Source organism: Mumia sp. ZJ430, assembly GCF_011751845.1.
In the GTDB taxonomy this organism is placed as follows: Bacteria; Actinomycetota; Actinomycetes; order Propionibacteriales; family Nocardioidaceae; genus Mumia.
Genome location: NZ_JAAHFK010000001.1, coordinates 87,498 through 110,807, shown reverse-complemented (window position 1 = coordinate 110,807; position 23,310 = coordinate 87,498). Strand labels below are relative to the sequence as shown.

18 protein-coding genes are annotated in these 23,310 nt (G+C 70.2%); 15 read left to right on the top strand and 3 right to left on the bottom strand.

Annotated elements, in window-relative coordinates:
- Positions 1–186: 186 nt before the first annotated feature.
- Positions 187–1,911, top strand: a complete 1,725-nt coding sequence (locus tag HCT63_RS00540) for a sodium:proton antiporter (RefSeq protein WP_167000565.1) — start codon at positions 187–189, stop codon at positions 1,909–1,911.
- A gap of 20 nt (positions 1,912–1,931) precedes the next feature.
- Positions 1,932–2,270: a hypothetical protein gene (locus HCT63_RS20170; protein ID WP_208322205.1), complete on the top strand. Its 339-nt coding sequence runs from the start codon at positions 1,932–1,934 to the stop codon at positions 2,268–2,270.
- Positions 2,271–2,341: 71 nt separating this feature from the next.
- Here HCT63_RS20170 and HCT63_RS00530 read toward each other — a convergent pair whose 3' ends face one another.
- Positions 2,342–3,373 carry a LacI family DNA-binding transcriptional regulator gene (locus HCT63_RS00530; RefSeq protein ID WP_243842821.1) on the bottom strand — a complete coding sequence of 344 codons (1,032 nt, stop codon included), beginning with the start codon at positions 3,371–3,373 and terminating at the stop codon, positions 2,342–2,344.
- Between the two features lie 194 nt (positions 3,374–3,567).
- On the opposite strand from HCT63_RS00530, the gene HCT63_RS00525 reads away from it, so the two are divergent.
- The 10 genes from HCT63_RS00525 (at position 3,568) to HCT63_RS00480 (ending at position 14,950) form a co-directional block, all read left to right on the top strand.
- Positions 3,568–5,103 carry a sugar ABC transporter ATP-binding protein gene (locus HCT63_RS00525; RefSeq protein WP_167000563.1) on the top strand — a complete coding sequence of 512 codons (1,536 nt, stop codon included), beginning with the start codon at positions 3,568–3,570 and terminating at the stop codon, positions 5,101–5,103.
- Positions 5,100–6,134, top strand: coding sequence for an ABC transporter permease (locus HCT63_RS00520; RefSeq protein ID WP_167000561.1), 1,035 nt, complete (start codon positions 5,100–5,102; stop codon positions 6,132–6,134). The genes HCT63_RS00525 and HCT63_RS00520 overlap by 4 nt, the downstream gene beginning before the upstream one ends.
- Positions 6,131–7,258, top strand: coding sequence for an ABC transporter permease (locus HCT63_RS00515; RefSeq protein ID WP_167000559.1), 1,128 nt, complete (start codon positions 6,131–6,133; stop codon positions 7,256–7,258). The genes HCT63_RS00520 and HCT63_RS00515 overlap by 4 nt, the downstream gene beginning before the upstream one ends.
- A complete protein-coding gene (gene rhaS, locus HCT63_RS00510; RefSeq protein WP_167000557.1) occupies positions 7,255–8,304 on the top strand; it encodes a rhamnose ABC transporter substrate-binding protein in 1,050 nt (349 codons plus the stop codon). The genes HCT63_RS00515 and rhaS overlap by 4 nt, the downstream gene beginning before the upstream one ends.
- 94 nt (positions 8,305–8,398) lie before the next feature.
- Entirely contained in the window at positions 8,399–8,788 is a 390-nt protein-coding gene (locus HCT63_RS00505) for an L-rhamnose mutarotase (RefSeq protein WP_167000555.1), read from the top strand.
- A 1-nt stretch (position 8,789) separates the two neighbouring features.
- Positions 8,790–9,953 (top strand): L-rhamnose isomerase, encoded by a 1,164-nt coding sequence (gene rhaI / locus HCT63_RS00500; protein ID WP_167000553.1) that lies wholly within the window; start codon positions 8,790–8,792, stop codon positions 9,951–9,953.
- 5 nt (positions 9,954–9,958) lie between these two features.
- Positions 9,959–12,013, top strand: a complete 2,055-nt coding sequence (locus HCT63_RS00495; RefSeq protein WP_167000551.1) for a bifunctional aldolase/short-chain dehydrogenase — start codon at positions 9,959–9,961, stop codon at positions 12,011–12,013.
- Between the two features lie 7 nt (positions 12,014–12,020).
- A complete protein-coding gene (locus tag HCT63_RS00490; protein ID WP_167000549.1) occupies positions 12,021–13,463 on the top strand; it encodes a rhamnulokinase family protein in 1,443 nt (480 codons plus the stop codon).
- Complete coding sequence (locus HCT63_RS00485) at positions 13,463–14,692, top strand: alpha-hydroxy acid oxidase (protein WP_167000547.1); 1,230 nt, start codon at positions 13,463–13,465, stop codon at positions 14,690–14,692. Before HCT63_RS00490 ends, HCT63_RS00485 begins: the two co-directional genes overlap by 1 nt.
- Positions 14,693–14,719: 27 nt before the next feature.
- Positions 14,720–14,950 carry a LuxR C-terminal-related transcriptional regulator gene (locus HCT63_RS00480; protein ID WP_167000545.1) on the top strand — a complete coding sequence of 77 codons (231 nt, stop codon included), beginning with the start codon at positions 14,720–14,722 and terminating at the stop codon, positions 14,948–14,950.
- A 147-nt stretch (positions 14,951–15,097) separates the two neighbouring features.
- On the opposite strand, the gene HCT63_RS00475 is transcribed toward HCT63_RS00480, so the two are convergent.
- The gene (locus tag HCT63_RS00475; RefSeq protein WP_243842820.1) at positions 15,098–19,762 is read right to left on the bottom strand and encodes a family 78 glycoside hydrolase catalytic domain; all 4,665 of its coding nucleotides are present in this window, start codon (positions 19,760–19,762) and stop codon (positions 15,098–15,100) included.
- Between the two features lie 64 nt (positions 19,763–19,826).
- Here HCT63_RS00475 and HCT63_RS00470 point away from each other — a divergent pair, with 64 nt between their 5' ends.
- The 3 genes from HCT63_RS00470 to sigJ all read left to right on the top strand — a co-directional run bounded on the left by HCT63_RS00470 (position 19,827) and on the right by sigJ (position 22,646).
- Positions 19,827–20,945, top strand: coding sequence for a sigma-70 family RNA polymerase sigma factor (locus HCT63_RS00470; protein WP_167000543.1), 1,119 nt, complete (start codon positions 19,827–19,829; stop codon positions 20,943–20,945).
- 70 nt (positions 20,946–21,015) lie between these two features.
- Positions 21,016–21,765 (top strand): NAD(P)H-binding protein, encoded by a 750-nt coding sequence (locus HCT63_RS00465; protein WP_167000541.1) that lies wholly within the window; start codon positions 21,016–21,018, stop codon positions 21,763–21,765.
- Complete coding sequence (gene sigJ, locus HCT63_RS00460) at positions 21,762–22,646, top strand: RNA polymerase sigma factor SigJ (protein WP_167000539.1); 885 nt, start codon at positions 21,762–21,764, stop codon at positions 22,644–22,646. Before HCT63_RS00465 ends, sigJ begins: the two co-directional genes overlap by 4 nt.
- A gap of 89 nt (positions 22,647–22,735) precedes the next feature.
- Here the strand turns inward: sigJ and HCT63_RS00455 are convergent, their stop codons facing one another.
- A complete protein-coding gene (locus HCT63_RS00455; protein ID WP_167000537.1) occupies positions 22,736–23,215 on the bottom strand; it encodes a hypothetical protein in 480 nt (159 codons plus the stop codon).
- Between the last annotated feature and the right edge of the window lie 95 nt (positions 23,216–23,310).

The window sequence follows — 23,310 nt, the reverse complement described above, 5'->3', positions numbered from 1 at the left end:
GTCGAAGAGCGGACGCTGGCACGCTAGGAATCTGGAGCGACCGCATCCCTACGCTGGCGCGAACGCGCGGTGAACACTCGACGGCGCGCACCTTCGTGCATCGGCTGTGCATCGATGCTTGGCAAACGTGAGGTGATGCCGAGAAGCAGGGATGATGGGCTGAGCTGACCGCACGAAGGAGCGCGCGTGGACTATCTGCTCGTCGGCATCGCAGCGATCGTGTGCATCGTCGCGGTCACCGTTCTCTCGCCCCGGGTTGGAGTCGCAGCCCCGCTCCTGCTCGTGCTCGTCGGCGTCGCGATCAGCCTCCTCCCGTTCGTCCCCGCGATCGAGATCTCGCCGGAGGTCCTGCTCGCCGGCGTCCTCCCGCCGTTGCTCTACTCGACCGCCGTGTCGATGCCGGCGATGGACTTCCGTCGTGACTTCACGGCGATCAGCGGGCTGTCGGTGATCCTCGTCCTGATCAGCGCGGTCGTCCTCGGCCTGTTCTTCCGCGCGGTCATCCCCGGCATCGAGCTGTCGACCGGGATCGCGCTCGGCGCCATCGTCAGCCCCACCGACGCGGTCGCGACGTCGATCGTGCGTCGGCTCGGGGTCTCACCGCGGGTGGTCACGGTGCTCGAGGGCGAGAGCCTGCTCAACGACGCGTCCGCGCTCGTGCTGCTGCGCTCGGCGATCGCGGCGACCGCAGCCTCGGTGTCGGTGTGGGGCGTCGCCGCCGACTTCGTGTGGGCCGTCCTTGCCGCCGTCGCCATCGGCGTGCTCGTGGGCTGGCTCAACCTCGTCGTGAGGCGCCGGATCACCGAGGCCCCGCTGAGCACGGCGATCTCCTTCGTCGTGCCCTTCGTGGCGTACGTCCCCGCAGAGCACTTCGGCGCCTCCGGGCTCGTTGCCGCCGTCGCCGCAGGTCTGGTCACCGGCCGGGGCTCGCCGAAGTACCTGAGTCCGCAGGACCGGCTGTACGAGACGTCGAACTGGCGCACGATCGAGCTGCTCCTCGAGGGTGGTGTCTTCCTGCTCATGGGCCTGGAGCTGTACGGCGTCCTCGAGGACGTGCAGGACGCACACGACAGTCCAGCGAACGCGTTGGTGGTCGGGTTCGCCGCCGGCGCGATCATCCTCATGATCCGGTCGGCGTACGTCCTCCCGCTCCTGCTGTCGGTGCGCCGCAAGCGCCGCAACGCATCGGAGTACCGCCAGAAAGTGGAAGGGCTGCAGGAGCGCCTCGACCAGGGCGAGGTCGCCCCGCGCGGGGGCGCTCACGAGCAGCACATACGACGCCGTATCGGACGCGCCCTCGCCGATGTCGACTACCTGACCGCCGTCCCGCTCGGCTGGCGCGAAGGCGTGGTCCTCGTCTGGGCCGGGATGCGTGGCGTCGTCACACTTGCCGCCGCGCAGTCGCTTCCGCACGACACCCCCGAACGGGCGACGCTCGTGCTCGTCGCGTTCGTCGTCGCCGCGGGCACCCTCCTCGTCCAAGGCAGCACGCTCCCGTGGGCGGTGCGGATGCTGGGGCTCGCGAGCGACGAGGCCGGTGGGCGCGACCCCGACCTCATGCAGCTGGAGGGCGAGATGAACCGGGCTGCCTCGACGCTTCTGGACTCTGCGGACCTCCGACGCCGGGACGGGACGCCGTACGACGACGAGGTCCTCCGCCGCGTGCGCGCGACGCTGCGGCGCGAGGTCGCGGGCGACGAGGAGGAGGCCGCGGAGTCCGCGCGCATCCGCGACGAGGTCCGTGAGCTGCGGCTCCACACCATCGCGGCCGAGCGTGCCGCCCTCCTGCGCGCACGCTCGCTCGGGACGTACAGCTCGGCAGCGCTGTCGGAGGCGCTCGCGATGCTCGACGCCGACCAGATCAGCCTCGAGCTGAAAGCCGCCCCCGAGCACGGCGACGACAACACCTGAGCACGGGCACGGCCGACCGCGTGCGGCGCCGGTACGGCGAGACGTACCGCATCGTCCGTGCGGAGTCCGGCGCCCGTGCGCTCGAGGCGCTCAAGGAGCTGCGGCTGCGCGGTGAGGAGGTCGCGGTGATCCTCGCCGACCATCGCATGCCGCAGATGACCGGCATCGAGGATTGCGACGACGCAGGTCTCCACGTTGGTCGACGCCGCCAAGCAGTACTCGCAGCTCGACCGCGCGCCGTTCGTCCGTACCGACGTGCACGAGCTGATCGACGCGACGCTGGTGACCTCACGGTGGAGTCCGAGCCCGGCGATACGCGGTTCACGGTCCGCATCCCGTACGACGCCCCCGCGATGTGACGCCTTACCCACCTTTCGCGGCGCGGATTCGGTGGACAAGGCGTCACATCGTAAAGGTGGACGGCAGTGAGTCAGCCCAGGGTCGAGGCGCGGGCGACCAGCTCGGGGGCGAAGACGATGTGCTGGTGGTCCCCGCGACCACCCGCCTCGATCTCGGCCAGCAGCAGCTCGGCGGCTCGGCGCCCCATCTCGCGCGACGGCTGCCGGATCGACGACAGCGGGATCGCCGCCGACGCCGCGTAGTCGATGTCGTCGTAGCCGATGAGCGCGACGTCGTCGGGCACCCGGAGCCCGCCGAGCGTGAACGCCTGCAGCATCCCCATGGCGATGAGGTCGTTGGCGGCGAACACGGCGTCGGGTCGTTCGCTGGGCGGCAGGGCCACGATGCGCTCGCCCTCGACCAGCGCCGGAGCGACGTTCATCCCGGCGATCTCACGGTGCTCGAGGGTGGCGCCCGCGACCTCGGCCACCGCCTGGGTCGCACCCTCGAGACGGTCGCGCACCTGCTCGATGTCGGTCGAGGCGCCGACGAACGTGAGGCGGCGACGCCCGATGGACAGCAGGTGCTCCGTCGCGAGGTGGCCGCCCTGGACGTCGTCGACGGAGACCGAGCTGTACGACTCCGTCGACGCGAGGCGGTCGACGAGGATCACGGCCATCCCGCGAGCGCGCAGCCGGTCGAGGCGCTCGAGCACGTCGCCGACCGGGGAGATCAGGAGGCCGTCGACCCGCTGCTCCTCGAAGAGGTCGAGGTACGCGCTCTCACGGGCGGCGTCCTCGGCGCAGTTCGCGAGGAGCACGCTGCGCGAGCGCGCCGTGACCTCGTCCTCGACCCCCTGGGCGACGTCGGTGAAGAACGGGTTGCGGATGTCGAGCACGATGAGGCCGACCGAGCGGCTGTGGCCCTGGCGGAGCTGGCGAGCGGCCTCGTTGCGGACGAACCCGAGCTGCTGGATCGCGGCGAAGACCCTCTCGGCGGTCTGCGCGGAGACCTTCGTAGGATGATTCAGGACATTTGAGACGGTGCCGACCGAGACGCCGGCGAGTGCGGCGACGTCGCGCAGGCTGGACGCGGGCGTGGGCGCAGTGGGTGACTCGGCCACGACGTCTCCTCGTGTCGCAGGGATGTGCGCGAAGCAGTCTGTCGCACGGTGTGTGCAGTCTGCCACTGAATCGTTTCAAAGTCGCGCTTGACCCTGTGAGCGGGCTCATATACGTTGTGAACGCCACGTTAATTGAAACGATTCAAACACGGCCTCTGTGAACGGCGTGTGTACGGAAGTCGGTGAGGAAGTCGATGGCCACAGCTCCCCCCGGGACGGTCGCGCTCGCACTGCGCGACGTCTCGAAGACCTTCGGGCAGGTGGTCGCCCTGCGCTCGGGCAGCCTGACCGTCACCACGGGGTCGATCCACGCGCTGGTCGGGGAGAACGGCGCTGGCAAGTCGACGATGGTCAAGATCATCGCCGGCCTCTACCGTGCGGACTCCGGCTCGTACGAGCTGTTCGGCGAGTCGGTCGACTTCCGTACGACAGCCGAGGCCAAGGACGCGGGCGTCGCGGTCATCTATCAGGAGCCGACGCTCTTCCCTGACCTCAGCGTCACCGAGAACCTCTTCATGGGCCGGCAGCCCCGCAACCGCTTCGGCCGCATCGACCGCAAGGCGATGGACACCGAGGCACGTGCGCTGTTCGCACGGCTCGGCGTCGCCATCGATCCCGAGCGTCCCGCTGATGGGCTCTCGATCGCCGACCAGCAGATTATCGAGATCGCCAAGGCCATCTCCCTCGACGCCCGCGTCCTCATCATGGACGAGCCCACGGCGGCGCTGTCCGGCATCGAGGTCGACCGGCTGATGACGATCGCCCGCTCGCTGCGCGACGAGGGCCGCGCGCTCGTGTTCATCTCGCACCGCTTCGACGAGGTCTTCGCGCTCTGCGACACCATCACGGTGATGCGGGACGGCTCGTACATCTCGACCGACCGCATCGAGGACGTCACCATCGACGACGTCGTCCGCCGGTTGGTCGGACGCGAGGTCGGCAACCTCTACCCGAAGCAGGCAGCCGAGATCGGCGAGGTCGTCTTCGAGATCGAGGGACTCAGCCGCGCGGGCGTCTTCCACGACATCGACCTCCAGGTCCGCCGCGGCGAGATCGTCGGACTGGCCGGTCTCGTCGGCGCCGGGCGCAGCGAGATCATGCAGGCCGCCTTCGGTGTCGACCCGTACGACTCCGGCGCGGTCAAGGTCAACGGCAAGGCCGTGCCGGCGAGCGACCCGGCCGCGGCCATCCGCCTGGGTCTCGCGCTCGTACCCGAGGATCGCCGCAAGCACGGGCTCGTCCTCGAGTCGACCATCACGCGCAACATCACGATGGCGATCCGCCGGCGCCTGAGCCGCGGCGGTCTGCTCTCGTCGCGCGCCGAGAGCGCCACGGCTCGCGAGTGGGCGGCGCGGCTCGAGGTCAAGACGAGCACGCTCGACACCCTCGCGGGCACCCTGAGCGGTGGCAACCAGCAGAAGGTCGTCCTCGCGAAGTGGCTGAGCACCGCGCCTGACGTGCTGATCGTCGACGAGCCCACGCGCGGCATCGATGTCGGCACCAAGGCAGAGGTGCACCGGCTGCTGTCGACCCTCGCCGGCGAAGGCCTGGCTGTCGTGATGATCTCGTCGGAGCTCCCCGAGGTCCTCGGGATGGCAGACCGGGTCGTGGTCGTCCACGAGGGGCGCATCACCGCAGAGCTGAGCCGCGACGAGGCGACCCCCGAGGCCGTCATGTTTGCCGCGACCAACACCGCCGCGGCGACGAACACCAAGGGAGCGTCCGCATGAGCACCGCAGCCCCCACGGCCCCCACGACGCCGAAGCCGTCCGCAGGCGCCCGGGTCCGCAAGATCCTCCAGGCCCGCGAGACCGGCGTCATCATGGCGTTCCTCGTGGTCCTCGCGGTCACCACCGCCATCAACCCGTCGTTCCTGTTCAGCAAGGACGGGTGGCGCGACCTCTTCCTGACGCCGTCGATCCTTGTGGTCCTCGCGGTCGGCCAGGCGATCGTCATCATCACCCGCAACGTCGACCTGTCCGTCGGCTCGATCCTCGGGCTCGTGGCGTACGCGACCGGGCGGATGTTCGTCGACACCGGGCTGCCGATCGTGGTCGTCCTGCTGCTCGCGGTCCTGCTCGGCGTCGGGCTCGGCCTGATCAACGGCGCGCTCGTCGCCTTCGCGAAGGTGCCGGCGCTCGTCATCACGCTCGGCACGCTCTACATCTACCGCGGCATCATGATGTCGTGGGCCGGCTCGGACCGGATCAACGCCTCCGACATCCCACGCGACCTGCTCTCGTTCGGCACGTCGTCGATCCTGGGCATCCCGTCGCTGGCCTGGATCTCGTTCGTCGTCCTCGGCATCGCCGCGTACCTGATGGGGCGCACCCGCGGCGGCCGCGAGATGTACGCGATCGGGTCGGATCCCGACGCCGCCACCCTGTACGGCCTCAAGAAGACCAAGCGCACGCTCCTCGCGTTCGCCGCGTCCGGCGGCCTCGCGGGGCTCGCGGGCGTCCTGTACGTCGCGCGCTACGGCACGATCAGCTCCGGCGCCGGTCTCGGCATCGAGTTCGAGGCTGTGGGTGCTGCCGTCATCGGTGGCGTTGCGATCTTCGGCGGCAGCGGCACGATCTTCGGCGCGGCGGTCGGCGCGTACCTGCTCATGACGATCAACCGCGGCCTCCCGATCCTCGGTATCCAGGACTTCTGGCAGCGCGCGGTGGTCGGTCTCCTCATCATCGCTGCGATCGTCCTCGACAAGGTGCTTCGCGAGCGTCAGCACAAGAAGCTGCTCGCAGAGAGGGATGCCGCATGACCAGCCTCCTCCACCCCTCCGACGCCCCGGCGCAGCAGGGCACCCGGACTTACCGCGACCACCAGAGGCCGCTGTGGCAGCGCGCCCTCCTCAACCGTGACGTCGCGGTGTGGGCGGCCCTGGTCGCCGTCTATCTGTACGCGTCGGCGACCGTGCCGTTCTTCGACCGGCCGATCACCATCACGTACCTGCTTCTCGACGTCGCGCCGATCCTGCTGATCGCGCTGCCTATGACGCTGGTGATCATCACCGGCGAGATCGACCTCTCCGTCGCGAGCACCGTCGCGCTGGCGAGCGTCTCGTTCGGCGTCCTGTACGACAAGGGCACCCCGATCCTCGTCGCGGCGGTGGCGGCGCTGCTGGTCGGCGTTCTCTGCGGTGCGTTCAACGGCTTCCTGGTGACCGTCGTCGGACTCCCGTCGCTCGCGGTCACGATCGGCACGCTCGCGCTCTACCGCGGTGTCGCGGTCGGCCTGCTCGGGACGACGGCGGTCACCGACTTCCCCGACGCCTGGACCGACTGGGCGCGCGGTCGCATCGGCGAGTCCGACATCCCGTCGATCATGATCCCGTTCGCGGTGCTCGCGATCCTCTTCATCCTGCTTCTCCACTTCACCGCCTTTGGACGTGGTGTCTACGCCATCGGTCTCAACGAGGGCGCAGCACGGTTCTCGGGCATCCGTGTCGAGCGGACCAAGCTCATCTTGTTCGTGCTGACCGGCGTGGTGTCCGCGCTGGCCGGCATCTACTACACGCTGCGCTACGGCAGTGCCCGCGGCGACAACGCCAACGGGATGGAGCTGCAGGTCATCGCCGCGGTCCTTCTCGGTGGAGTCTCGATCTTCGGCGGACGAGGTGCACTGCCCGGCGTGATCGCCGGCGTGCTCCTCATCGGGGCGATCGGCAGCGCATTGCGCCTTGCCGACCAGACCGCCGACGTCATCAACATCGTCACCGGCCTGCTGCTGGTCGTCTCGGTCGTGGGCTCCAGCGCCCTCGGCTGGGTCAGCAGCAGGCGACGACGGCGTGGCGCCCCCGAACCGCAGTCATCAACGACCAAGACCGGCAACACCCTCCCCGACACGGACTCACCGGTCGGCGAACGAGAGAGAGAATCCCGATGACCACAGCAACGACGAGGCGACGTGGCGTCGCCCGGTTCGTCCCGGCCGTCGCCGCCGTGCTCGGCCTGAGCCTGGTGCTCACGGCCTGCGGCGGAAGCGACGACGAGGGCGGCTCCGGCGACGGCGGCAACGGCGACCTGTCGGTGACCTTCCTCCCGAAGAACCTCGGCAACCCCTACTTCGACGCGTCCTCCACGGGCGGCGAGGCGGCTGTCAAGGAGTTCGAGGGCACCTTCAAGGAGGTCGGCCCGTCCGAGGCCACCCCCGACTCGCAGGTCAGCTACATCAACACGCTGACCCAGCAGGGCACCGGCGCGATCGCCATCTCGGCGAACGACCCCAAGGCCATCGGCGACGCGCTGCAGGAGGCGCGTGACGCCGGGACCAAGGTCGTCACCTTCGACTCCGACACCGATCCGGAGTACCGCGATCTCTTCGTGAGCCAGGCCGACGCGAAGGGCATCGCCTCCAAGCAGGTCGAGCTCATCGCCAAGGCCATCGGCGACCAGGGCAAGATCGCCGTCCTCTCGGCGTCGGCGAACGCGACGAACCAGAACGAGTGGATCCGCCTCATGGAGGAGGAGCTCAAGGCGAACCACCCGAACATCGAGCTCGTCGAGACCGTCTACGGCGACGACGACGACCAGACGTCGTTCGACAAGACGGCCGCGCTGCTCCAGAAGCACTCGGACCTCAAGGGCATCGTCTCCCCGACCACGGTCGGCATCGCCGCTGCGGCCCGCTACCTGTCGGACTCGCAGTACAAGGGCAAGGTCGCGCTGACCGGTCTCGGCACCCCGGACCAGATGCGTGAGTACGTCAAGAACGGCACCGTCGGCTCGTTCGCGCTGTGGAGCCCCGAGGACCTCGGCTACCTCACCGCGTTCGCCTCGAAGGCGCTCATCGAGGGCGACATCGAGGGCAAGGAAGGCGACACCTTCGAGGCCGGCAAGCTCGGCGAGTACACCGTCGGCGCCGACGGCGTCGTCGTGCTCGGCGAGCCGCTCGAGTTCAACAAGGACAACATCGACGACTTCAACTTCTGAGTCGTCGACCCAAGACGTGGTTCCCGGCCTCCCCGGCGGCCTGGGGAGGCCGGGACCACCACCCGCACGACACACACCAGATCTCGGAGGAACGATGCGACGCGTCTGCTTCCAGCTGCAGGTCCGGCCCGACCGGATCGACGAGTACAAGCGCCGGCACGCTGCAGTGTGGCCCGAGATGCTCGAGGCCCTGTACGCCGCCGGCTGGCACAACTACTCGCTGTTCCTCCGGCCCGACGGGTTGTTGATCGGCTACCTCGAGACCGAGTCGCTCGAGGATGCTCAAGCACGGATGGCCGCCACCGACGTGAACCGTCGCTGGCAGTCCGAGATGGCCGAGCTCTTCGAGGACCTCGACGGAGCCCCAGACGAAGGTTTCCTCGAGCTGGAGGAGATCTTCCACCTCGAGGACCAGCTGGCCGCCCCGCGCGAGGCGGCCGCCCCGACCGCGTACGAGACCCGTACGCATGGAGAGAGCAACTGACATGACGAACTTCGCTGACATCTCGTCGCGGCTCGCGGAGCAGGAGATCGAGGTCCCGTCGTGGGCCTACGGCAACTCCGGCACCCGCTTCAAGGTCTTCGGCACGCCCGGCACGCCTCGTACGCCCGAGGAGAAGGTCGCCGACGCGGCGACCGTCCACCGCTTCACCGGACTCGCGCCTCGAGTCGCGCTGCACATCCCGTGGGACGAGGTCGACGACTACGCCGCGCTGCGCCGGTTCGCCGAGGACCAGGGCATCGCTCTCGGCACGATCAACAGCAACACCTTCCAGGACGACGACTACAAGCTCGGCGCCCTGACGCACACCGATGCCAAGATCCGCCAGAAGGCGATCGACCACCACTTCGCGTGCATCGACGTGATGAACGAGACCGGCTCGCGCGACCTCAAGATCTGGCTCGCCGAGGGCAGCAACTACCCCGGCCAGGCCGACATGCGTGGACGCCAGGACCGTCTCGCCGAGTCGCTCGCGGCGATCTATGCGCGGATGTCCGACGAGCAGCGCCTCGTGCTCGAGTACAAGTTCTTCGAGCCGTCCTTCTACCACACGGACGTGCCGGACTGGGGTACGGCGTACACGCAGGTCGCGGCTCTTGGTGACAACGCCGTCGTCTGCCTCGACACCGGCCACCACGCGCCGGGCACGAACATCGAGTTCATCGTCGCGCAGCTGCTGCGGTTGGGGAAGCTCGGCTCGTTCGACTTCAACTCGCGCTTCTATGCCGACGACGACCTGATCGTCGGTGCGGCCGACCCGTACCAGCTGTTCCGCATCCTCTTCGAGGTCATCCGCGGCGGCGGTTACGGCAACGACGGCGACACCGCCTTCATGCTCGACCAGTGTCACAACATCGAGAAGAAGATCCCGGGCCAGATCCGCTCGGTGCTCAACGTCCAGGAGATGACGGCGCGTGCGCTGCTCGTGGACACTGCGGCGCTGACCGTGGCCCAGGAGGACGGCGACGTCCTGCTCGCGAACGAGATCTTCATGGACGCCTTCTACACCGACGTGCGCGCCGACCTCGCCGCATGGCGTGAGACGCAGGGCCTGCCGGCGAACCCGATGCAGGCCTACCTCGCCAGCGGCTACCAGGACCAGATCGAGGCCGAGCGGGTCGGCGGGACCCAGGCCGGATGGAGCTGATGACCATGTCCACGACTGAACCTTCTACGACTGGCACCGCGAAGGCGCTGATCGAGCGTTCGAACCGCCTCGGCGCCGATCCGCGGAACACCAACTACGCCGGCGGCAACACCTCGGCCAAGGGAACCGAGACCGACCCGGTCACGGGCGAGGCCGTCGAGCTGCTGTGGGTGAAGGGCTCCGGGGGCGACCTCGGCACCCTCAAGGAGTCCGGTCTCGCCGTCCTGCGCCTCGATCGCATGCGCGCGCTCGTCGGCGTCTATCCGGGCGTCGACCGCGAGGACGAGATGGTCGCGGCGTTCGACTACTGCCTGCACGGCAAGGGCGGTGCCGCCCCGTCGATCGACACCGCGATGCACGGACTCGTCGACGCCGCGCACGTCGACCACCTCCACCCCGACTCCGGCATCGCGATCGCGACCGCCGTCGACGGCGAGGCGCTCACGGACACGATCTTCGGCGACAAGGTCGTCTGGGTCCCGTGGCGTCGTCCCGGATTCCAGCTCGGCCTCGACATCGCCGAGATCAAGGCCAAGAACCCGCAGGCCATCGGATGCATCCTCGGCGGCCACGGCATCACCGCCTGGGGCGACACCTCCGAGGAGGCCGAGCAGAACTCGCTGTGGATCATCCGCACCGCGGCCTCGTACATCGAGGAGCACAGCAAGGCCGAGCCCTTCGGACCCGCCCTCGACGGGTACGCCGCGCTGCCCGAGGACGAGCGTCGTACGAAGGCCGCCGCGCTGGCACCGACGATCCGCGGGATCGCCTCGCAGGACCGGCCGATGGTCGGCCACTTCACGGACTCCGACGTCGTGCTCGACTTCCTCGCGCACGCCGAGCACCCGCGGCTCGCCGAGCTCGGCACGTCGTGCCCGGACCACTTCCTCCGTACGAAGGTCAAGCCGCTCGTGCTCGACCTCCCCGCGGACGCGTCGGTCGAGGACTCGATCGCGCGTCTGACGGAGCTCGCGGTGTCCTACCGCGAGGACTACCAGGCCTACTACGACCGCAACGCGGTCTCGGACAGCCCCGCCATCCGTGGCGCCGACCCGCTGATCGTGCTCGTGCCCGGCGTCGGCATGTTCAGCTTCGGCAAGGACAAGCAGACCGCGCGCGTCGCCGGCGAGTTCTACATCAACGCGATCAACGTGATGCGCGGGGCCGAGGGCCTCTCGACGTACGCGCCGATCGACGAGTCGGAGAAGTTCCGCATCGAGTACTGGGCGCTGGAGGAGGCCAAGCTCCAGCGCATGCCGAAGCCGAAGCCGCTGGCCACCCGCGTCGCGCTCGTCACCGGCGCCGCGTCCGGCATCGGGCGCGCCACGGCGGAGAAGCTGGCCGCCGAGGGCGCCTGCGTCGTCATCGCCGACCTGTCACTGGAGAAGGCGCAGGCGGCAGCAGCTGAGATCGGCAGCACTGACGTCGCGGTCGGCGTCCAGGTCGACGTGTCCGATGCCGCTGCTGTCCAGGCGGCCGTCGACGCGGCGGTGCTCGCCTTCGGCGGTGTCGACCTCGTCGTCAACAACGCCGGCCTCTCGCTCTCGCGCTCGCTGCTCGAGACCACCGAGAAGGACTGGGACCTCCAGCACGACGTCATGGCGAAGGGCTCGTTCCTCGTCTCGCAGGCCACCGCCAAGGTGATGATCGCGCAGCAGATGGGCGGCGACATCGTCTACATCTCCTCGAAGAACGCGATCTTCGCCGGCCCGAACAACGTCGCGTACGGCGCGGCCAAGGCGGACCAGGCCCACCAGGTGCGGCTGCTGGCCGCCGAGCTCGGCGAGCACGGCATCAAGGTCAACGGCGTGAACCCCGACGGCGTCGTCCAGGGCTCCGGCATCTTCGCCAGCGGCTGGGGCGCCAACCGTGCCGCGGTCTACGGCGTGGAGGAGAAGGATCTCGGCAAGTTCTACGCGCAGCGCACGATCCTCAAGCGCGAGGTGCTGCCGTCGAACATCGCCAACGCGGTCTTCGTCCTCTGCAGCGCGGAACTGAGCCACACGACCGGGCTGCACATCCCCGTCGACGCAGGCGTCGCTGCCGCGTTCCTGCGCTGAGGCGGGCATGACTGAACCTCTCCGTGTCGCAGCGGTCGACCTCGGTGCCACCAGCGGACGTGTGGTGGTCGCCGAGGTCGGCCTCGGCGGTGTGCGGCTCGAGGTCGTGCACCGCTTCGTCAACACCCCCGTACGGCTGCCCGACGGCCTCCACTGGGACGTGGTCGGCCTGTTCCGGGAGATCGTCACCGGTCTGCGCTCCGCGGTGCGGACCACGCCCGAGCTCGTCGGCCTCGCGGTCGACAGCTGGGCGGTCGACTATGCGCTGATGCGCGACGGCCGGATGGTGTCGACGCCGTTCCACTACCGCGACGCGCGCAACCTCGCCGCGGTGGAGCAGGTCCATGCCGCGGTCGACCCGGCGGCGCTGTACGCCCGCAACGGGCTCCAGCACCTGCCGTTCAACACCGTCTTCCAGCTGGCCGCCGACGGCGACCACCTGGAGCGCGCAGACACGCTTCTGCTCGTACCCGACCTGATCGGCCACTGGCTGAACGGGCACGTCGGCGCGGAGGTCACCAACGCCTCGACGACCGGTCTGCTCGACGTCTCCACCGGCGGATGGGACACGGACCTGGCGGCGACGCTCGGCTTCTCGTCGGGGATCCTGCCGCCGCTCACGCCGCCCGGCACCACGCTCGGCGGGCTGCTGCCGCACGTGCGCGAGGAGCTCGGCGGCCACGACCTGACGGTCACGACGGTGGGCTCGCACGACACCGCGTCCGCCGTCGCCGGCACCGTGCTCGGACCCGACGACGCGTACGTCTCCTGCGGCACGTGGGGGCTTGCCGGTCTGGAGCTCGAGCGCCCGGTGCTCACCGAGGACGCACGGCTGGCTGGCTTCACCAACGAGGGCGGCGTCGACGGGCGGATCCGTTTTCTCCACAACGTGATGGGCCTGTGGCTGCTCAGCGAGTCCGTCCGTACGTGGGAGCGCGAGGACGGGCGGTCCCTCGACTTCGCGGGCCTTCTCGCTGCCGCGGGCGATGCCGAGGCGCCGATGCTCTTCGACGTCGACGACCCGCGCTTCCTCGCACCAGGGGACGTGCCTGCGCGCGTCCGGGCGTACGCCGCCGAGCACGGGCTGCCTGCGCCGGAGGGTCGCGCCGAGATGGCGCGCACGATCCTCGAGAGCCTCGCCGAGGCGTTCGCGACGACGATCCACCGTGCCGCCGACCTGGCCGGGCGTCGCGTGCGACGGATCCAGATTGTGGGGGGCGGAGCGCTCAACACGCTGCTCTGCCAGCTCACCGCCGACCGCTCCGGCCTGGAGGTCCTCGCCGGTCCCGTCGAGGCCACGGCCTTGGGCAACGCGCTCGTCCAGGCCCGTACCCTCGGCGGCGTCGAGGGAGACCTCGACGCGCTTCGCGCGCTCGTCGGCGCGACGCTCGACCAGCAGCACTACCTGCCTCGCCCGCTCCACCGCACCACTCTTCGAAAGGTCTTCTGATGGAACGCCGCGCCCCCCGCCCTCGCGACCTCCGGCCGCTGCTGAAGTTCAAGAAGCCGACGCTGTCCCCGAAGGAGCGTCGCCTCGCCGCCGCGCTGACCATCGAGGACCTGCGGGCGATCGCGAAGCGTCGTACCCCGAAGGCCGCTTTCGACTACACCGATGGCGCCGCCGAAGAGGAGCTGTCGCTCGCCCGTGCCCGCCAGGCGTTCCGCGACGTGACCTTCCACCCGCGGATCCTGCGCGACGTCTCGACGGTCGACACCTCGCGCACCGTCCTCGGGTCCACGTCGGCGCTGCCGTTCGGGATCGCGCCGACCGGGTTCACGCGGATGATGCAGTCCGAGGGCGAGTACGCGGGCGCGTCCGCCGCCGGCGCGGCAGGCATCCCGTTCGCGCTGTCGACGATGGGTACCGCCTCGATCGAGGACGTCCGCGACGCCAACCCGCACGGGCGCAACTGGTTCCAGCTGTACATGTGGAAGGACCGCGATCGGTCGATGGCGCTGGTCGACCGCGCGGCCGCCGCCGGGTACGAGGCACTCGTCGTCACCGTCGACGTCCCCGTCGCAGGCGCACGGCTGCGCGACACCCGCAACGGGATGACGATCCCGCCGACCCTCACGCCTCGTACGGTCGTCAACGCGATCCCGCGGCCGGCGTGGTGGATCAACTTCCTCACCACCGAGCCGCTCGCGTTCGCCTCGCTCGACCGCTGGTCGGGCACGGTCGCCGAGCTCCTTGACACGATGTTCGACCCGACGGTCACGTTCGACGACCTCGCCTGGATCAAGCAGCAGTGGAAGGGCAAGCTCGTCGTCAAGGGCGTGCAGAGCATCGAGGACGCCTCGCGGCTCGCCGAGCTCGGCGTCGACGCGATCGTGCTGTCCAACCACGGCGGCCGCCAGCTCGACCGTGCGCCGGTGCCGTTCCACCTGCTGCCCGAGGTGGCCCGCGAGGTCGGCGGTGCGACCGAGATCCACCTCGACACCGGCATCATGTCCGGCGCCGACATCGTCGCGGCCGTGGCGCAGGGCGCGAACTTCACAATGATCGGCCGCGCCTACCTGTACGGACTCATGGCTGGCGGGCGCGAGGGCGTCGACAAGACCATCGAGATCCTCTCCACCCAGATCGAGCGGACCATGCGCCTGCTCGGCGTCCGTACCCTCGACGAGCTCCAACCCGAGCACGTCACCCAGCTCGAGCGGTTGGTCCCGAGGAGGTAGCAGGCGATGAGGGGGACGGGGGGAACGATGACACGCGGCGGTCACCAGCGGCGTACCGCACCACCGGGGCCGCTTGACCACGACGACCTCACGCTGCTTGCGCTGGTCGCCCAGGGGCTGACTGTGGAGGCAGTCGGGCGGCGGATGCTCCTGTCGGAGCGGACGGTGCGCCGGCGGCTCCGTACGGTGTGCTCGGCGCTGGACGTCTCGACCCCGATCGAGGCCGTCGTCTGGGCCGTCCGCCGCGACCTCATCTGACCGCCCCGGGTCCCTTTCTGGCCGCCCCGGGTCAGCGCCGACCCGGGGCGGGACGGGAGTGACCCGCGAGGCGCAGAGAGTGACCCGGGGGAGAACGGGGGAGGGTCCCCGGGCCGGGTGGCTCGGGGACCCTCCGTACGAACGGCGTCACGACACGGGCAGCGACCACACGTCCGCGATCGACGGGTCGTAGTCGGCCCCCGTGTCCTGGAACCGGACGCGCACCACGCCGTCGGCCGTGAGGTCCGGACGGTCGACGAGGACCTGGTACGTCTGCGTGCCCGCACCGTCCTCCGTACGTCGCGCGTCGTGCGCGTGCACGACCTCCCCGTCGACGACGATGTCGTACGTCTTGCGACGCGCGCCGTCGTACGTCTCGATCGCCCGCAGCACGAACGCCTTCCCCGCAGGGACGGCGAGGTCCATCTCGAACCAGCCGCCCGGGTACGAGGAGTGCGCGTAGCGCCGGGTCAGCCCCGCCTCGACGTTCGTGCCGGATTGCTGCGACGCCGTCAGGCGGTGCGCCTGCTCCGACGAGGCGAGCCCGACGTCCACGTGGTCGACCGCGCCCTGCGGCGGCGTCGCGAGCGTGACCCCCAGCGACGCCGTCGCCTTCTCCGCCTCGGTCGCTCCAGTCGACACCGTCAACGCGAACGGTCCAGCGGTCACCGTCGTCGGCACCGCCACCGCTACAGGGACCTCGGCCGTCGCGCCTGCGGGCACGGAGTACGCCGTCGGCGCGGGCGACGTGACACCCGGACCCGACACCGTCAGCTCACCCGAGGCCGCCCGCGCGCTGTGGTTGCGCACGACCGCGGTCACCGTGACCTCGTCCCCGGCCGTCGCCGTCCCCGGCGTGACCGACGCGGAGTCGAGCGTGAGCGTCGGCGACACGACGACGTCCGCCGCGACCGGGAGCGTGGCCGTGCCCCAGCTCTGCCGGTAGGAGACCGTACCCGCCAGAGCCTCGGTGCCGACCGGAGTGCCGGCCGGGACCTTCACGTCGTACAGGTGCGTCAACGTCTTGCCGGCACCGACCGATCCCGGTCGTCCACCGACCGCCTTCACGGACCAGCCCGACGTCGACGTCAGCGTGCTCGCGACGTTCGGCAGCGTCTTCGGGCCGGTGTTCTCCAGCGTCACCGCCACCCGGACGGTGTCACCGGCGAGGTGCACCGTCCCCTCCGGCGCCGCCTTGGCGACCGCGCCGACGATCACGCCGGAGGCAGCCGACAGGTGCGCGTCGATCCGACCCAGCGTGGCTTTCAGCGCAGCGGCGGTCGGCTTGTCGACGAGTCGCAGCACGCGCTGCAGGTCGACCCACAGCTCGAGTGCGGACACGGTCGCCAGCGCCTGGTGCGTCCGAGCGGCAGCGCCGTCGCGGTCACCGGCAGCTCGGGCTGCCCGCGCCTGCTCGACCTGTCGGTCCAGCGTGGCGACCTCGCCCTGCAGGTGCCGCTTGAGAAGCGCCGTGAGCTTGCCCTTCGTCGCCAGCGCGTCGACCTGCCCGGCCAGCACGTCGACGTCGACCGCGGCCTCGCCGAGCTCACCGAGCGCACGGTCGATCCCGAACGCGTAGTCGCCCGACCCGACCTCGTACACGGCGTGGCCGTCCTCGAACCGGACGAACCTCACCCCTTCGGCGGACTCCGCGGCCGCGCCGCCCTCGGTCACCGCCCAGCGGCTCTCCGTCGGCACCCGGACCTCCGCCGTCGCGTTCTCCGGCACCGACACCTCGAGGTCGAGCCCGCCGGCCACCTTCTTCCACGCGCTGCGGACCTTGCCGTAGCGGGTCTGGACCGAGAACGCCGCGTGGTCGATCCCGTCGCCGGGCTCTGGCGCCACGAGCACCTTGCGATAGCCCGGCTCGAGCGCGGACACGCCCGCCATCGTGCGGTACATCCACTCGCCGACCGCGCCGTACGCGTAGTGGTTGAACGAGTTCATGCCCACGTCGTTGAACGTGCCGTCAGGGTTGATCGAGTTCCAGCGCTCCCAGATCGTGGTCGCGCCCTTGCCGATCTCGTACCCCCAGGACGGGTAGTCCTCGTTCTGCAGCAGCCGGTACGCGATGTCCGTACGCCCGGCCTTGGTGAGCGCCGGCAGCAGCCCGTCGACGCCGAGGAACCCGGTCGACAGGTGGTAGTCGCGCCGCTCCAGCGTCTCGACGAACTGGTCGACCACCGCGTCGCGCCGGTCGGCCGGCTCGAGGTCGTTCATCAGCGTGAGGATGTACGAGGTCTGGCTGTCGCCCTTGACCGTCCCGTCGGCGTTGATGAACGCGTCCTGGTACGCGGCGCGGATCGCCTCGTACCGGTCCTGCAGCTCGGCCGCGTCGGCGTCCTTGCCGATCGCCTCGGCCATCTGCGCGAGCTCGCGGGTGCTCTTGGCGACGAACGCGGTGTCCAGCACGTCGGCCGGCGTCGGGTCGTCGAGGTTCAGCCAGTCGAGGTAGCCGCCGGCCGAGCGGATGTGGTTCGTCGAGTCCGCCGCGAGGAAGTCGACGTACTTGCGCATCATCGTCCAGTTCTCACGGACGACGTCGAGGTCGCCGTACGCCTGCCAGAGCGTCCACGGCACGTGCACGCCCGCGTCCATCCAGCCGGCCGACTCGTACCCGCCGTCGAAGCGGCCGGGCACGATCGGTGCGACGCCCGGCAGCGAGCCGTTCGCGCGCTGCGTGTCGCGCAGGTCCTGCAGCCACTTGTCGAGGAACGCCTGCGCGTCCATGTCGTACACGGCCGTACGGGCAAACACGTTGATGTCGCCGGTCCAGCCCATCCGCTCGTCGCGCGCCGGGGTGTCGGTCGGGATCGAGAGGAAGTTGCCGCGCATGCCCCACACGATGTTGCGGTGGAGCTGGTCGACGAGGTCGGACGACGTGTCGAGCGAGGACGTGAGCTCACCGTCCGTGCCGACGACGACGCCCACGAGGTCCTCGGCGTCCGGCGCCGCGTCGACGCCGCTGATCTCGACGTAGCGGAACCCGTGGAACGTGAACGCCGGCTCGTACGTCTCGGGCCCGTCCGAGCCGAGCGTGTAGTAGTCGGTGGCCTTCGCGCTGCGCAGGTTGGCGGTGTAGAGCGTGCCGTCGGGGTTGAGGACCTCGCCATGCCGGATCTTGACCGTGTCGCCCTTCGCGCCGTCGAGCGTGACGCGGACGTGGCCGACCATGTTCTGCCCCAGGTCGTACAGGTGGACCCCCTCGGTCGGCGAGTCGAGGCGCTTGGCGTCGGTGAGCTCCTGCGTGACGCGGACCGGTGTGGTGGTCTGCGGCTCGAGCGTGTCCTTCGGCTCGTTGCGCGTCACGACGTCCGACCAGCCGTCGGCCTCGTACGACGCCTCGTCCCAGTCGCCGATCGCGTCGGCGCGACGGCGGTCGTACGACTCGCCGTCGAGGAAGTCGGCCTCGCGGACCGGCCCGTCGGTGGTGCTCCACGTGCCGTCGGTGCCGACCGTCGTGGACGTGCCGTCGGTGTAGTCGACGCGCAGCTGCGCGATCAGCGAGGTGTCGGTGCCGTACGTGTTCGCCCCGAACATCGCGATCTTGCCGGTGTACCAGCCGCTCGCGATCTCGGCGCCGAAGGCGTTGTCGCCGCGGCGCACGAGGTCGGTGACGTCGTAGGTCTGGGAGTCGATGCGCTTGTCGTACGCCGTCCAGCCGGGCGCGAGCTCGTCGTCGCCGACGCGCTCCCCGTTGAGGCGCAGGCGGTAGACGCCACGCGCTGACGAGTAGACGCGGGCGCGTTCGACGTCCTTGTCGGCGAGCGCGAACTCCTTGCGCAGCAGCGGCACCGGGTCGTCGCGGCGCAGCCACGCCTCGGGCCCGGCGGCGTCGACGGTGAGCGCTCCGCCTGCGACGGTGCCCGCGGCGAACGAACGGTCGCCGGCGGGGAAGGTGGTGTCGACGAGCGCGGTGCCGTCCTTCGCGGTCACGACGACGTCGTGGACGCGGCCGGTCTCCGGCCCGCTGGTACGGAAGCCGACCGAGCCGGGTCCGGCGAACGTCGCGTCGGTCCGCTCGTCGAGGAGCGTGCCATCGACCGACGTACGGATCGTCGTGCCGTCGACCTCGATGCGGTAGCGGTGCTCAGCAGCGAAGTCGAAGCCCGCGGGGAGCGCCGTCGCGGGCAGCACGCGGTAGGCGCCGTCCTTCACGTGCGGACGCAGGGACTTGTCGGCCTGGCTGAGCTGCCACATGTACGCGTGCTCGGTGTCGCGTCCACGGAAGTAGACGCCGAGTGCGCCGGTGATCTTCGAGGCCGTGAACTCGATCGCGTAGTCGGTCCACTCGGGTCCGAGCTCCTCGCTCGGAGCGCCGATCCACGACGCGGTCCACTCGTCGGCGTCGAGCACGCCCGTCTCGAAGGTCGCGGGCTCGCTCCACGCAGAGGCGGCACCGGCGTCGTCCCAGACGCGGACCGACCACACGTACCGGGTCTGCGACGCGAGCGTCGGGCCCCCGTACGCGACCTCGACCGACTCGCGCGAGCTGGTCTTGCCGCTGTCCCAGACGTCCGGGTCGGAGAGGCGGGACCGGCTGCTCGCGACGCGGACCTGGTAGGCGGACTGGGTGACGGCGCGGCGCGCTGCGTCGAGCTGCCAGCCCAGACGCGGGGCTGCACCGTCGATGCCGAGCGGATTCTCGGTGCTGTTGACCCGCAGCGCGCCGACCGTCGGCGGCGCGGCGGAGGCGGTGGCGGGTGAGGCGCCGTAAGCAGAGGCACCGGATGCGGGGGCGGTGGGGGCCTGGAGGCCGACCACCATCGCCGCGGCGGCGAGGAGGACGAGGGGGCGGGGACGAACGGCCACGATGGCTTCCTTCGTTGCGGAACGTTGGAACGTTTCAACTAGACGGTAGGGTGACCTGCATCACATGGCTACGCCTGTGTCCGCTTTCGGTCACGGGCGCCAGCTGCTCAGGGCGGCGCGTTCAAGACCGTTGTCGAGAGAACTGTCGGATGCGTACGGTTTCCTGAGGCGTGCAGCGAGATCCGCTGCTGCCACGTGCCGAGGGGGCACCATGACGGCCGTTGCGACGACTGAGCTTGATCTCGAAGGACATCGACGCGAGCTCACCGGATACTGCTACCGCATGCTCGGCTCAGCGTTCGATGCTGAAGACGCCGTGCAGGAGACGATGGTCCGCGCGTGGCGGAGCCTCGACAAGTTCGAGGGGCGGTCCTCCCTGCGTTCGTGGCTCTACCGCATCGCCACCAACGTCTGCATGGACTCGCTCGGCTCCGGTCAGCGCCGCGCTCGCCCGATGGACCTGTCCGCGACCGCGTGGCAGCCGGTCGTCGACTCCCTCGCAGCCCAGCGCGTAAACGAGGCGTGGATGGAGCCGATGGCCGACGAGCGGATCCTCCCCGACTCGGCGGACCCTGCGGAGATCGCCGCCGGCAGGGAGTCCATCCGGCTCGCGTTCGTGGCGGCCCTGCAATATCTCCCGCCGCGCCAACGTGCCGTGCTCGTGCTTCGCGAGGTGCTCCGCTGGAAGGCCGCCGAGGTCTCCGAGCTCCTCGACACCACCGTCGCCTCGGTCAACAGTGCCCTCCAGCGGGCCCGTGCGACCCTCGCCGACGCGCAGGGCGAATCGGGTGAGGGCTTCGACCCGCTCGACGAGGATCAGCAGGAGCTCCTCGACAAGTACGTCGACGCCTTCGAGGCGTACGACATCGACACCCTCGTCACGCTACTGCGCGAGGACGCGACCCAGAGCATGCCGCCGTACGAGATGTGGCTCCAGGGCCGTGACGACATCCGGACCTGGATGCTCGGGCCCGGGGCGGAGTGCCGGGGGTCGCGGGTGGTCCGCCTCACCCTCAACGGCTCCCCGGGGTTGGCGCAGTGGCGAGCCGCGCCCGAGGGGGGCTACGTTCCGTGGGCGTTGTACGCCCTCGACGTCCGAGACGGCATGGTCACCAACATCTCGACGTTCCTCGACACCCGGCTGTTCACGCTGCTCGGCCTCCCGGAGACGCCGCCCGAGTGAGCAGATGTCACGTTCTCGTGGCCTGCGTCGTCTTTCTCGCAGAGACGACACCGCACGGAAGGAGCGCGTCATGAGAGTCGCCGTCGCCGGAGGCACCGGCATGCTGGGTGCACAGGTCTGCGAGGCCCTGGCCTCGCGAGGACACGAGGCGCGGGCGCTGAGCCGCTCGAGCGCCGACTTCCCCGTCGACCTGAGCACGGGTGAGGGGCTGCGAGAGGCGCTCGCGGGCTGCGACGCAGTCGTCGACGCGAGCAACGGGCAGGGCAAGGCCGCTCAGGCGGTCCTCGTCGACGGGTCGCGCCGGCTGCTGGATGCAGAGGCTGCCGCCGGCGTCGGACACCACATCGCGATCTCGATCGTCGGGTGCGACCTCGTGCCGTCGTTCGGCTACTACCGCGCCAAGGTCGCCCAAGAAGGCGTCGTACGCTCCGGGTCCGTGCCGTGGACGGTGGTCCGGGCGACGCAGTTCCACGGGTTCCTCGACATGGTCTTCGGCGCCGCTGCAAAGGTCGGGCTGCGTCCGTCGTCGTCGATGCCGCTGCAGCCCGTCGACGTGGACGATCTCGCCGACGTGGTCGCCGGGGTCGCCGAGGGCACGGGCGAGGGGCGCACGCTCGAGGTCGTCGGTCCCGAGGTCGTGTCGCTGCGCGACCTCGGGCGGGCGTGGCGCCGCGCTTCCGGACGCGGCCGCGTGCCGCTCCGCATCCCGTTCTGGGGCAAGACCGGGCGGGCGCTTCACGACGGTGCGCTGACGTCGGTCGACCCGTACGCCCGGGGCAAGGTCGGCTTCGAGTCATGGCTCGAGCGTCGGTACGCATGACCCTCGACGACCTCGCCGCCGACTTCGAGACGCATCGCGCCCACCTCGAGCGCGTGGCGTACGCGGTGACGGGTTCGCGCGCGGCCGCGGAGGACTGCGTCCAGGAGGCGTGGCTGCGACTGCAGTGCGCGGACTCCGAGGCCATCGACGACCTTCGGGCGTGGGCGACGACCGTGGTCGCGCACCTGGCGCTCGACCACCTGGGGAGCGCGCGGGTCCGCCGTGAGCAGTACGTCGGGACGTGGCTGCCGGAGCCGGTGGTCGAGCCCCTTCCGCCGTTCGTCGCGCCGCCACCGGCCGACCCGGCCGACCGCGTCACGCTCGACGAGTCGCTGAGCATCGCGCTGCTCGTCGTCCTCGAGCGACTGTCTCCGGCCCAGCGGGTTGCCTACCTGCTGCACGACGTGTTCGGGATGTCCTTCGACGACGTGGCCGACGTGGTCGGACGCTCACCCGCCGCCGTCCGGCAGCTCGCCGCACGGGCTCGCAAGGACGTCCGCGAGCGGGCTCCGAGGGCAACCCCGTCGGTCCACGAGCAGCGCAAGGTCGTCACGGCGTTCGTCGCGGCGTGTGCGGGCGGCGATCTCGCGGCGCTCGTCAGCCTGCTTGACCCGGACGTCGTGATGCGCTCCGACGGCGGCGGCAAGGTTCCGGCCGTGCGTGACATCCAGCACGGAGCGGAACAGGTAGCCCGCATCCTGTTCGGGTTCCTCCGACGTCCACCCCTCGAGGTGCGCCCCGTCCTCGTCAACGGGTCCTACGGCATCGTCATGTGTGACGCGACGGGTGCGTGGTTGGTGACGTCGTTCGTGGTGGTCGGCGGCCGGGTGGCAGCCGTCGACATCGTCCGCAATCCCGACAAGCTCAGCGACGTGCACTGAGCCTGCGGCGGCTGGGCCCCGCCGCGCTCGCCCCCACCGGACGTCATACGAATCGGGGGTTCTGACCCACGATCCGTATGACGTCCCGGCTAGTGCGGCAGGAGGGACATCGCGCGTCGGCGCCAACCGCACTGCTCGCTGCCGCGCCGTACCGTCGTCGGGAGCGTCCACCGCGAGGGCAGCTCGGTCGCCATCGAGCGGCGGGTCCGCCGGACGTGCTGCGCGTGGGCCCGCACCAGCTCGGGATGGTCAGCGTAGGCGTCGAGCACGCGCGCAGTGCCCGGGAGCGCCGTCGCGGTCTGGGTCCACAGGGCGTCGACGGCCTCCTGGTCGCCGTACGCCCCGTTCTCCATCAGCGTGTCGAGTCGCGCGTCGAAGGTCCGCACCCACTGGGCGTGCGCCTCGAGCAGCAGCGTCTCGAGCGAGCCGAAGGTCTGCGTCCTCGCGCGGCGCACGGCGTCCTGCAGCGTGGCCGGGTCCTTCTCGACGGACGAGGTCAGGGTGCGGAGAGCGCGTTGGCGCTGGGTGGTCCGCTCCCAGGCGGAGCGGGTGGTCGTGGAGCTCGTCATCTGGGTCTCCTCCCATGAAGATCAAGGTCGACCGACGCAGTGCTTGTGACGTTCTCTGCGTCGGTCACATACACAGTGTATGTCTTATCCTGGGA

Coding starts and splice junctions, on each gene's coding strand:
- HCT63_RS00525 (WP_167000563.1), top strand. CDS start 3,568: ATGGCCACAGCTCCCCCCGGGACGGTCGCGCTCGCACTGCGCGACGTC.
- HCT63_RS00520 (WP_167000561.1), top strand. CDS start 5,100: ATGAGCACCGCAGCCCCCACGGCCCCCACGACGCCGAAGCCGTCCGCA.
- HCT63_RS00515 (WP_167000559.1), top strand. CDS start 6,131: ATGACCAGCCTCCTCCACCCCTCCGACGCCCCGGCGCAGCAGGGCACC.
- rhaS (WP_167000557.1), top strand. CDS start 7,255: ATGACCACAGCAACGACGAGGCGACGTGGCGTCGCCCGGTTCGTCCCG.
- HCT63_RS00505 (WP_167000555.1), top strand. CDS start 8,399: ATGCGACGCGTCTGCTTCCAGCTGCAGGTCCGGCCCGACCGGATCGAC.
- rhaI (WP_167000553.1), top strand. CDS start 8,790: ATGACGAACTTCGCTGACATCTCGTCGCGGCTCGCGGAGCAGGAGATC.
- HCT63_RS00495 (WP_167000551.1), top strand. CDS start 9,959: ATGTCCACGACTGAACCTTCTACGACTGGCACCGCGAAGGCGCTGATC.
- HCT63_RS00490 (WP_167000549.1), top strand. CDS start 12,021: ATGACTGAACCTCTCCGTGTCGCAGCGGTCGACCTCGGTGCCACCAGC.
- HCT63_RS00485 (WP_167000547.1), top strand. CDS start 13,463: ATGGAACGCCGCGCCCCCCGCCCTCGCGACCTCCGGCCGCTGCTGAAG.
- HCT63_RS00480 (WP_167000545.1), top strand. CDS start 14,720: ATGACACGCGGCGGTCACCAGCGGCGTACCGCACCACCGGGGCCGCTT.
- HCT63_RS00470 (WP_167000543.1), top strand. CDS start 19,827: ATGGCTACGCCTGTGTCCGCTTTCGGTCACGGGCGCCAGCTGCTCAGG.
- HCT63_RS00465 (WP_167000541.1), top strand. CDS start 21,016: ATGAGAGTCGCCGTCGCCGGAGGCACCGGCATGCTGGGTGCACAGGTC.
- sigJ (WP_167000539.1), top strand. CDS start 21,762: ATGACCCTCGACGACCTCGCCGCCGACTTCGAGACGCATCGCGCCCAC.
- HCT63_RS00455 (WP_167000537.1), bottom strand. CDS start 23,215: ATGACGAGCTCCACGACCACCCGCTCCGCCTGGGAGCGGACCACCCAG.